Source organism: Candidatus Vampirococcus lugosii (assembly GCF_018420025.1).
Lineage (GTDB): Bacteria > Patescibacteriota > Gracilibacteria > Absconditabacterales > Absconditicoccaceae > Vampirococcus > Vampirococcus lugosii.
Window position 1 is genome coordinate 1 of record NZ_JAEDAM010000038.1, and the last position, 11,676, is coordinate 11,676.

Annotated in this window: 10 protein-coding genes; 2 read left to right on the forward strand and 8 right to left on the reverse strand. The window is 22.4% G+C overall.

The genetic code is table 25. From position 1 onward, the window contains the following. Nucleotides 1-440: 440 nt before the first annotated feature. A complete protein-coding gene (locus VAMP_RS03290; protein ID WP_213349207.1) occupies nucleotides 441-977 on the forward strand; it encodes a TrmH family RNA methyltransferase in 537 nt (178 codons plus the stop codon). Between the two features lie 141 nt (nucleotides 978-1,118). Here the strand turns inward: VAMP_RS03290 and VAMP_RS03295 are convergent, their stop codons facing one another. The 8 genes from VAMP_RS03295 to VAMP_RS03330 form a co-directional block, all read right to left on the reverse strand. Then, the gene (locus VAMP_RS03295; RefSeq protein WP_213349211.1) at nucleotides 1,119-1,358 is read right to left on the reverse strand and encodes a DUF2188 domain-containing protein; all 240 of its coding nucleotides are present in this window, start codon (nucleotides 1,356-1,358) and stop codon (nucleotides 1,119-1,121) included. A 25-nt stretch (nucleotides 1,359-1,383) separates the two neighbouring features. Beyond that, the gene (locus VAMP_RS03300; RefSeq protein ID WP_213349214.1) at nucleotides 1,384-2,133 is read right to left on the reverse strand and encodes a TIGR02391 family protein; all 750 of its coding nucleotides are present in this window, start codon (nucleotides 2,131-2,133) and stop codon (nucleotides 1,384-1,386) included. 67 nt (nucleotides 2,134-2,200) lie between these two features. Further along, nucleotides 2,201-3,877 carry an ATP-dependent nuclease gene (locus tag VAMP_RS03305; protein WP_213349216.1) on the reverse strand — a complete coding sequence of 559 codons (1,677 nt, stop codon included), beginning with the start codon at nucleotides 3,875-3,877 and terminating at the stop codon, nucleotides 2,201-2,203. Next, nucleotides 3,810-3,983, reverse strand: a complete 174-nt coding sequence (locus VAMP_RS03310) for a hypothetical protein (RefSeq protein WP_213349220.1) — start codon at nucleotides 3,981-3,983, stop codon at nucleotides 3,810-3,812. The genes VAMP_RS03305 and VAMP_RS03310 overlap by 68 nt, the downstream gene beginning before the upstream one ends. A gap of 25 nt (nucleotides 3,984-4,008) precedes the next feature. Continuing rightward, nucleotides 4,009-4,194 (reverse strand): restriction endonuclease subunit S domain-containing protein, encoded by a 186-nt coding sequence (locus VAMP_RS03315; RefSeq protein ID WP_213349224.1) that lies wholly within the window; start codon nucleotides 4,192-4,194, stop codon nucleotides 4,009-4,011. After that, nucleotides 4,158-5,084: a hypothetical protein gene (locus VAMP_RS03320; RefSeq protein ID WP_213349227.1), complete on the reverse strand. Its 927-nt coding sequence runs from the start codon at nucleotides 5,082-5,084 to the stop codon at nucleotides 4,158-4,160. Before VAMP_RS03320 ends, VAMP_RS03315 begins: the two co-directional genes overlap by 37 nt. Nucleotides 5,085-5,110: 26 nt before the next feature. Continuing rightward, the gene (locus VAMP_RS03325; protein WP_213349231.1) at nucleotides 5,111-6,220 is read right to left on the reverse strand and encodes a DNA cytosine methyltransferase; all 1,110 of its coding nucleotides are present in this window, start codon (nucleotides 6,218-6,220) and stop codon (nucleotides 5,111-5,113) included. Between the two features lie 11 nt (nucleotides 6,221-6,231). Beyond that, complete coding sequence (locus VAMP_RS03330) at nucleotides 6,232-7,221, reverse strand: hypothetical protein (protein ID WP_213349234.1); 990 nt, start codon at nucleotides 7,219-7,221, stop codon at nucleotides 6,232-6,234. A gap of 279 nt (nucleotides 7,222-7,500) precedes the next feature. Here VAMP_RS03330 and VAMP_RS03335 point away from each other — a divergent pair. Next, nucleotides 7,501-11,676, forward strand: a 4,176-nt coding sequence (locus tag VAMP_RS03335; RefSeq protein ID WP_213349237.1) for a hypothetical protein, incomplete at its 3' end; no start/stop codon positions are given.

An 11,676-nucleotide genomic window follows, 5' to 3' on the forward strand; every position in this document is an offset into this window, starting at 1 on the left:
TGGAAATCATAGCTAAAGTACAAATTAATTTTAAATAATTCTTATATTATGCTTTTATAATTAAAACATAAAAAAGGTTAATTTTTTTCTATAAATTAATATAAGTAAGTTACCACTTAAGCAAAGTAAAGAGGTGTAACATGTCAAAAAACGATGCTCCCAATAGCTTCCATGGAAGGGAAGTTATCGAATCCAGAACTGGCAATGCAAAAACAATTGTCAGCAATACTGACCGAACCAGGGATCCTGGTAAAGGTTCCACCGACAAGGTACACCAAACCGACAAGGGTCACACTACTGTGCATCCAGATGGTAAGGTCAATTCCCACGGAAACCACGGAAAGTAGTATTTCTACATTCCTATAGTGTCTCTAGTTCTACTTGAATTAGAGACACATTTTATTATTATTTTCAATAATTATTTATAATAAAGCAAAAAAATGAATACAAAAAATTATCAACTATGATACGAAGAAGCAAAAATCAAACTACCCAAAAGAGACGATAGATTTTGAATTTCTATAATATTAAATAATGTATCTGACCCAATTAATGTTGGTTCATTTTTTCGTTTATCTGATAATGCATATTTAGAGAAAATATATTTATGCTGAAACACACCTACTCCAGAAAATAACAAAAAAGTTAAAATCACATGAAAATTTAGTAAAAAAACTACTCCATATACATACCATGAAAACATACATGATTTGTTGGATAATTTAGAAAATCAGTATGATATTTATATAGTAGAAATAACTAATCAAAGTATATCTTATTTTGAAAACAACTTCAAAAGCAATAAAAAGATAGCTTTAATATTTGGTTCTGAATCAAGGTGAGTAGAACAAAGTCTATTAGATAGAAATTATAAATGTATTCATATACCAATATATTGATATGATTATTCAATGAATGTTGCAAACTCTGCATCAATAATAGTTTATGAAATAATTAGACAAAATACTAGTAAATAAATTTACAATATTTAATAAAATTATAGCTAAATCATGGTGTGGAGTTTGAGGGGGCAATTAAATACATTTATTGTTTAAATAATTACAATATTCTATATAATCTTTCTTAATTTTCATAGTTTATTTTTATCAAATTAAATTTTAATGGACTTTATCTTTTGGAGGACAAGGATCATTTCAAGGTGCAACTGTATCAGAATCGTTTATTTTTCAATTTTTTGAATGAATTTTAACTTCTCATCATCAAGAATTTTCACACATTTTTTTGGCTAATTTTTCAGCTTCTTTTTTTGTGGAAATATTTATTTTACTATATTTTTTAGATCATTCTTTTTTGATTTTGTATTTTCAAGTTTTTCAAGATAGGTGATAATTTGTCATTTTTAGTATTTTTTAGTTTATAAAATTAATTTAAAGGAAATTTTTCTTTAACTTCTTTTATTAACTGATTAACAAATAAAAAAGTTTCAAGATATTCTCAGGTATCAATTTTTAAATCATCTGATTTATTATGAGCTAAAATATTTCTATAATTTTTAAAAGTTCAAAGTAATAATTTGTATAATCATTCTTTTTTAGACTTTCAATCTGTTGTAGTTAAATCAATTCAAGTTATTTTTAGTTTTGGATTTGTAAAAATAGCTTCAACTGCATCTCATTCTTTCTTTTCTCAAGATAATCAAATCTTATTATGGTAATCTTTAAGATAAATACTTAAATAATTTAATATTTCTCTCAAATAAACTCAATAATCTTTTGTTTTTAGTCAATTAAAAAAGAACTTTTTAATATCATTATCAAGTGTTTTTCAAATTTCTTTATAAATTAAATCTCAAAAATTATTCTCTTTTACTACTTCATTTTTTACTTCTTTCTTGTCAACTCTAGGATCATTTTTTACATCGTCAGGAACTCATAATCTCACTAATAAATCTTCATATTTATCTGAATGATTTCTTTCAAAGGAATTTAACAAACTATAAAAAAACTCAACATCATTTTTATTTTGATATTGTCCTAATACTACATCAGTAAATCTTGTAGGATTTTCAAGTTTTAATTCATCAAAAAAACTTAATCTATCAGGCATAGTATAAAATCATGGGTATTGTCATGATAAATACAAAGCTATCCAATGATTTTGAGTTTTATCCATAATTTAAGAATTGGAAGTAAATTATTTCATGATATTATACTATTTTTTGGGATTTTTCGCAAAAAAGTTAAGAGTTTTTATTTATTCATAAAAAAATTTCTAATTTATCTGAAAACAAATCTTCAGTTATTTGAAAATTTTCTTTGTTTATATGTTTCCATATTTGAAAAGGGTTTTTATCATCTTTTTCATATCAAATAACCGTTTCAAGTTTTTTTATATTAAAATGAATATTATTTTCTCAAGATTCATTTATAAGATTCCAATTATTTGTAATTATTGGTTTATTTTCTGCATTTTTATATTCATTTCATTTTTTCATATCTTCTAGTGTTTCATATTTTTTTAATTTTCAAACTAGCTCTTTATCATCTAGATCTAAATCAGTTATTATAAAACAATCTATTTCAAACCATTTACATAATTTTATAAGCAATAAAGCTGTAGTTTTTCAATGATGTGGAATTATTGAAATATTATGAAAATTTAAATATGTTTCAGCATATTTTTCTTTATTTTCAATATCTGAACTTTCTTCAATATTTCCTAAAACCTTTTTATTTATTACATGATTATAAACCATTAAATCATTTGGTCATTCAACAAGTATAACTTTTTTACTAAACAATATTTTGTTTAAATTTGGTTCAATATTTTTAATAAAACTATTATATTCATTTAATCCAATATTATCTGGCTCTTGAATTTTATTATATTTTTTAATAGTTCATTTTGCTTCATCATGTTCAAGTCTTATTATTCATTTGGTATCAAACATATCAATCATTTTATCAGAATGAGTTGTATATATTACTTGATGTCATTTTTCAGTTAATCAACAAAGAACCATTTTATAAAAATATTCTTGATGATTTTCATGTAAAAAGCTTTCAGGCTCTTCAAATAAAAATAAACATTTATCATCTTCTTCTGTTTCAGCTATTGCTTGAATTACTGCCATTACAAACATTGAAATATAACCATCTCAAAAATGATCTATTGGAATTAAATTTTTATCATTTCAATTAAGTCATATTTTAAACATCATTTGCAGAAAAATATCTTCATAATCCGGTAATCAAAAATCTATTTTACAAGCTGTATTTCTAAGATTATTTTTATAATTATTTTGAATTTTTTCTATAAAATTTTGTAATTTAGTTTTATTGTTTTCTTTTTTATCTTCTTCTCAATTTAAAACTTTTTTAGTAGCATTAGATATTTCATCTTTAAAATTATCTTTTCTTTCTTTCATTGATTCATCAGTTTTAACAAGTTTATCAATATGTTTTCCTAAAAATGATTTTAGATTTCCCCAACTTGTTTTTTGAGTAGATATTTCATTTTTTATATTATGAAAATTTATATAATAAATAGGTGCTTTTTGTTTTATTGACCATTTTTTACCATAACTTGAACTTTCTCAATAACAATTACAAGTGTCACTTACAGATTTTATTGAATCATTTTCAATATTAATTTTTATTGTATTTTTATAAAATTTATTATCTTCTATTTTATTATCTCATAATCAACAAGTTGCAAATTCTAATTCAAAAAAAGGTAGATTATTCCAATCTTGGTTATGAAAATCTTTTATATCAAAAGTATCTTCTCTAACTGATTCATATAATCAATATTTTATAGCATTTAGTAAATTTGTTTTTCAAGCATTATTATATCAAATAATAGCAACTGGTTTTTTTATAAGTTTTATCTGGAAATTCAAAAATTTCTGCTTCATTATTATCTTCATTTTCATACAAAGGAAAATCAAAGTCTTCTTGTCTTATTCAAAAAGACCTATAATTTTTTACTTTAATATTTTTGATTCTTATTTTAACTGGCATAAAAAAACCTTATTAAACTTTAAAACTATAAATACCTCATCAAAAACCCCTCCTTCAACTCCTTCGCACCTTCAACAATTTTTCTATTTTCCTCAATTTTTTTCTCAATTTCTTCAATTTGTGAAACAATTTCTTTTTGCTTTTCCAAAGAAGTAAGTGGGATTTGTAAAGTTTTTAAATATCTTTTAATTCTTTTTCTATATCTAACCAAGATTTAGTAGTTAAAGGATGTTTTTGTTTGATTTCTTGTATTTTTTGTTTTATACTTTCATTATGATAATTTAATTCTTCCTCTAATTTCTCTATTCTCATCTTTTGTTTTATTATCCTTTTGTATAATTGATTATTTTTATCTTCTGCTATTTTTAGTAGTGATAATTTTTTAATAAATTCATCATTAAATATATCTTCATCAAGATATTCATTAAAATTTTCATTTATTAAGTTTTTTATTTCATTTTTAGGAACTGGAAAATCATAACAAAGTTGTCATTCCATTCTTTGATTTACAAAAGGTCTATTTGATTTAAAAAAATTCAATCATTTTAAGTCATAAGATCAAGTTAAAAGGTCTATCATTAATATTAAGGTTATTTTTCAATTATATGCACAAGATTTTGAAAGTTGATCAATATTTCATTTTTTTATTGAAAAAATTCATTTTGAAGCAGATTTTAATTCTAATAAAAACTCTTTTCAATTATTTAATTTAATTATATAATCAGGTTGTGTAGTTTTACTTCAATATATTTCAATTTGATTTTTATCGTTTATAAAAAAATCGTGTTTACTATCATCACCAAATCATTCTATCAAATTAATACTTAAATTTTTAGATAATAAATAAAAAAGTAAATCCTCCAAAAACCAACCATAAAGCATATTTCTTCAATATGTTATTGGGGATCTTCACATTGCTCATCATTTAAATTTATAACCTTTATTTATATATTCTTGTAATAACTTATATTTATCATAGTTTTCTTTCTCTATTTTTTCAAATTTATTTTTTCATATTAAATCAGAAAATATTGTTTGATATCTAGATGAAATTTCAACAAACTCCATTTCGTCCAATCTTTTTTCTTCAAAGTTAAACATAATTAAATATTGTTAAATTAGTTAAATTAAGCTACTGTAAATAATTCCCTTTCTTTAAATTTGTTTTCTTTAAATCATTTAATATGATTTTTATAATTTGGCATTGTTCAAAGTAAAGAAGAAATTAATTTAGGAGGAACTCATTCTCATATTACTTGTCTAATTAAATTTTCACTTGCCCAATTTGGAAAAGATATATTATCAGGCAATCAAGTAAGAATAAAAATTTCTTTTAAACTTAAAACTCTAGCATCTGAATATGTTCAATCACTTTTTTTTCTTCAAGGATGAACATTATTTTGACTAGATACTCATCAATTACACATTGTAATAGTAGGAGCAGGTTTATCCCAATTAATTCTTTTATAAGTTGTTCTATATCATTTTATAGTTTCTCAATTTTCTTTTTGAGGATAATATATTTTATTATCAAATGCAGTTTTTCAAGTTGGAGTATGTCTCATCCATAATATATGTTTATCATTATGTTTTTTAGCAAAATGATAAGGTATATGTGATTTTTCTCAACTTTCCAAACTTGGCAAATATCATATCGCCTCTTGAACTGTTATTTGTTTTTGTTTTTTCGGAAAATCCCATAATGGGATAGGTTTTTTTGTTAATATCGCAATAGCTCTTTTTCTTATTTGAGCTGTTCAATAATCTCAAGCATCTAATATTGATTTATTGATATTATATATTTTTGATAATTCCTTATCTAAATAATCTGAAATTATAATTTCTTTTCAATCTATAATCAATTTTGTTTTAAAAAAAGATGGAACATTTTCTAATATAACATAATCAGGTTTTAAATCTTTAATAAAATTTACTGCTTTAACTACAAGATTATTTCTTGGATCATCTTGTTGCCTTTTTCAAGCAAAAGACATTCATTGACAAGGAGGTGTTGCAATTAAAAACTTACACTTTTTATCAATAGCACTTTTCAAAACTTTATTATAAATATTTTCATCTGTAATATCTCAACAAATCATATTAGAATTAGGATAAAATCGTGAATATAAATCAGCTCTTTTAGGTATTAACTCATTAGCAACTTTTATATCAATTCAAAAATTATTTAAATAAAAATCTGATATTCAAACATTAGAAAACAAAGATACTCAATTCATTTTAAATAAAATTAAATTATAAAATATAACACATCTTCTCAAAGAAATTTTTTCATTCAAACACTATAAAGTTTTTGCAGTCTATCTTGCAAAGAAAAAGGATCATCATAAGCCTTTCACTTCCAATAAAAACTTAAATCTTTTGAGTTATCTTTTTCATCAACTACCTTGCACAAAAATAAATTTACAAGTTTATCAAAAGCATTTTCTCTTCAACTTACATTATGTTGTCTTAAAATCGTTGCAAATTCATGGTATTTTCAAGCAATATCTTTTGAGGAAACAGTTTTTAAGTCGTCAGTCGAAAATTTATTTTTTCAAATATCATAAGCTCTAGCATTTTCAAAAAGTCAAAGTCTAGCATATTCCTGGTCATAAGTATCAACCCAAACTTTATAAATTTCTTCTACACTTGTTGCATCTCTGAAAGATTTTAATTTTGAATTATTTTTTAGTAAATCTTCATTGTCTTTCAAAGATATAAGATAATATTCTGGTCTTACTTCATTATCTACAAAATCACTTGCATAAAGAGCTATAAACTCTGTTGATTTTGCTTGTTGAGCATAAGAAAATATTTGAGTTGGTTTAGTTTGAGCTTGTTTCCAAGCATTATTAAATTCTCACACGGCAGTTTTACATTCAATAATTAAATAAGAATTTCATAAGTTGTTTTTTACCAAAACATCAGCCTTTCATCAACTTGCACCGTGTCATACTTGCCATTTTGGTTCAAGTTCAATATGTTTTGGATTATATCATTGTTCAAGTAATCTATTTACACATTCAAAAACTACAAAATTTTCTGGAGCTTTAAAATTACTTATAGTTCTATCATTTATTTTTAATCAAGAATTTTCTGGATAAACAAGTTTTTCATTTTGAAAATCTACTTCTAAATTACAATCAAAGTTTTCAAATTTTTTAGAAAAATAATTTTCTTTAATTTCTTGAAAGTTTAGTTTTTTTAAAACCTCTTTAAGATTTTGTTTTGTTATCATTAATTAATTTTTTTTATATAAAAACACTTATAATACTAGCTTTTTTGGACAAAAAATCAAATATAATAAAATTAACAAGATAATTATTTTTTATTTTTTCACAAATCATTAGTTTATTTTCAAATTAAAAAATTATACTTTATAATAATTAGTTTCTCATTTTTTTCAATCAAAAAACTATAATTTATATTTTACTAAATTAACAAATTTTAAATTGACTTTTTAAATAAAAAAAATAAATAATAACTATATTTTTATTTAATTAAATTATAAAAAATTATGAAAAAAATATTTTTGTTTTTATTTTTTATTCTATTTACAAATTTTTCTTATTGAAATTGAGTTGATATAAATTCTTGATTATCGGATCAAGCATTAGAATGAGTTCAATGATTTGCAAAAGATAGTGAATGAAATGTTTATGTTTGAGTTGCTAATGTAAAATGAAATTGACTTTATAAATTTGATTTTGATAATAATTCTTGGGAAAAAATAATTTGATCACCGACATATTGATCTACAAGAAAACCTGAAATTATTCAATGAAGTGATTGAAATGATTATTTATTCTCTAGATCTCATATTTTAAATTTGTCAGATATTGAATCTGGTTGGTATAGTCCTAAAAAAATACCTGATAAAATTATTGATAAATATGATCCAGAAGAATACAAAGAAGCAAAAAGACTAAAATCACATTTGTATATGCAATTTGTTAGAGCTTGAGAATGAAGATTTTTGTTGGCAACAAGGAAATGATGAAATCCTATTATTTTGGCTTATGATCCAGTAAATCAAGAATGGGAAGACTTAAATTTTCCATATAAAGATTTGGATGGCAAACCTCATATCACACTTACAGAAATAGATTGAGTAGTTTTTTATAAAAGTAATTATTCTTGACTTTTTGCTTATCAAAATTGAATTTGGAACAGAATTACTCATAACAGAAGAGTTTTTAGATGAGAAACAAAATCAGAACATTCTTCTATGGCTTTTGGTTGGAATTGAAATAAAGATGATAGAGAAATTTATTATTCATATACTCCGATAAATGCAACACAAATCACAAGTGATAAATTATTAAAAATGAATTGATATACTTTTAGTGAAAAAACTTCTGGTAAATGGGAAATTAGAGATAATTGATGAAGATTTGCAGAACATGTTTTGATAGATTCTTCTTGGAAAGAATACAATAAATGATCTTGATATTGATTTTCTTGTAGACCACTACTTGATATAGCATATTGTATAGATGGTAGATTTTGATGATATTTTAAATTAGATAATTGAATATCTCAAATTCCAGATTATACTAATTGACTTTGATTAAATTTATGAAATACTTCATTATGAGTTAGAAGCAGTATAACTAATGGAAATGATATATTTTTATTGATTAGATATAATTGAAAACAAACTATCAGAAAAATGACTTTTGATAAAAATGAAAATTGACAAATTGCAACTAATTTTGATAGTAATTACTCTTCTTATCTTGATTTTATATCTCCAAAATGATGAGCAATTTTGGAAAATTGAGATATTTTAATTTGATGAAATTTGAATAATAAATCTTATTTATTTAGATATTCAAAAGATTATGAACAAAAAGATAAATATTTATTAACTTGAGATTTGGTACATATACAATGAAGTATAAATAATAAATATACTTGAATTCTTACTACCGAAAAACTTTATTTATATGAAAATTGAAAAAAAATTTGGACTAGTGATATGAGTTGAAAATGAATTAAAGTAAATGATTACAATAATGATAAACAACAAAAAAATCGTATTTCTGTATGAAATAATTGAAAAATTGCTATTTTGTATAATAAAAATATTGCTGTATTTCAAGATTGAAAAAGTATTTTTGAAGAATATTTTGATAAAACCTATACTAATGATATAGCAATAGATAGTGATAAAAATAATATTTATGTTACTGGTTATCAACAATTTAATAATTTACAAGTAGCTGTAATTTTTGCTTATGAAATTTGAAAAGAATGAATAATTTGGGATACTTGGAATTTCAATAAAAATGAACTTTCTGAAACTGAAAATATGGCTGATACTAGATGATATAGAATACAAATTTGACAAAATTGAGATTTATATTTTGCTGGTGAATCTGCTGGATGAAATACTATTTTTAGATGGAATTGAAAAAATTTAAAAACTTGAACTTTAAATGGGTGAGATATGTATAATGCATCTTGGTGAATAAGTGGTGCGGCTCATTTGTGATATTTATGAAGAATAGATACTGATACTTGAGAAGTAAAACAATGACAAATTATAGTACCGAGATTGTCAAATTGAAATTGAAACACTTTTAGATCAAAAAATTGAGAAATAAATATTGATAAAGATTGAAATGTAATTTTTATGGCTATATCTGCTTGTTGTGGACCAAATAGAGATTTTTTGTCAATAAATTGAGAAAGACTTGGTAAATATAGTTGATGAGATAATATACTTTATATAACTGATAAAACTTTGAACGAAAGAATTCTTTGGACAAGTTTATCTGCTAATTTGGAATGACAAGAACAATGAAAATCCGTTTCTAGATGAGTTTTGGTTTGAGATGATATTTTTTATATTTTGAATGAAGTTGAAGAATGAGAAGTTTTTACTACTGATAATGCAAATATTTCTTCAAGAGATAAAGAATTACAAGCACAATTATTGGAAGTAATTTTACCATGATCCGAAAATCCTTGAAAAGATGAAAATTTTGAAGAAAAAGATCAAAAATCTATTATGATAGATGAAATTTCTGTTAAAGATTCTATTAATTATAATGATAATTTTTTGGATATTGATATTCAACTTTTGGATGTAAATAAATTTGATAAACTTGAAATTTATTTAAAAAATAAAAATGATGATTTATTTGAACAAAAGAATATTTCTTTGGAAAAAAATCAAAATAATTTATCTATAAAATTGGAACTTAATTGATTATATGATTATAATCAAGATCAATTAAAATTGGAAATAAATGTTTTTGATAATGATTTATCGGAATATAGTGATATGAAATTGATTAATATAACTTTCAATTGAGAAGAAAAAGAAGAAAAAGAAGAAAAAGAAGAAAAAGAAGAAAAAGAAGAAAAAGAAGAAAAAAAATATGAAATAAAATTTGATTTAGAGCCACAAGGTTTAAATTTGGAAATAAAAGATAAAGATTGAAATATAATTGATTGAGAAAATAATAATTTTTGTATAAATTCTCTTTGAGATTTAGTTAAAAACTATAATAAAGAAACAAGTGTAGTAAATAATTATGAAGAATTAAAAAATGCAATAAATATAGCTAATAATCGTTCAAATAAAGATAAATGGTATGAAATAATTATTAAAAAATGAAATTATAATTTAAAAAATTGATTTAAAGTTAATTGAGATAAAATAATTTTTAGATGAGAAACTGGAAATCCAGAAGATGTAATATTAAACTGAAAATGAATGAATTGATCAATATCTCATTGATTTTGGATATTATGAAATGATATTATCATATGAGATATGAGTATAGGGAAAGTAGCAAATCATGCAATTCAAATTCATTGAGAAAAAGATGCAGATAATTTTTGGCTTTATAATTCAAAAATTTTTGATACTTGAGAACAAATGATAAAATGATCTTATGCAAACAATGATTATTGAACAGATAATTGAATTATACAATGTAGTAAATTTGAATATACTGCTTGAATTTGACCACAATTTTATATATGATGAATAGATGTGCATTTTTGAAAAAATTGGATAATAAAGGATAATATCTTTAAAAATATAATAAGTCCAGAAAAAAAATTAGCTGAACATGCAATACATTTTTGGTCAAATAGTAAATGAACAACAGTAAAAAGAAATAAAATATATAATTGCGATAGATGAATATGATTTTGAATGTGATCAAAAGCAAATAAATGACATAAATGATGAATAATAATTGACAATATTATTTATACTAATTCTAATAAATGAGATGTTTGAATATGATTAGAAAACTCATATTGAACAGAAGTATTGAATAATACAATTTTTTTGGATAATAAATATCAAAATGCTATAGAATATCGTTTTTCTTGAACAAAAGATGTAATAATAAAAAACAATTTGACAAATAAACTTATAAAAAGTAGAAATTCTTGAAAAGCAAAACTTGAAAATAATATTAATAATGCAGAAAAAAAATGGTTTAAATCAGTTGATAATTATAATTTTGATTTAAATGAAGAATATAAAAATTCATTAAAATTAGATTGAATATGAGCAAATACATTTAATAATCTTTATAATTTGAAAAATTGAGAATATACTTATATTGCAAGCTTAACTTGATATATTGAAAAACAAAATAATTTTGTAGTTGACTGAAAAAATAAAGAAATAATAATTAAACTACAAAAAGAAATAGAAAAAGAA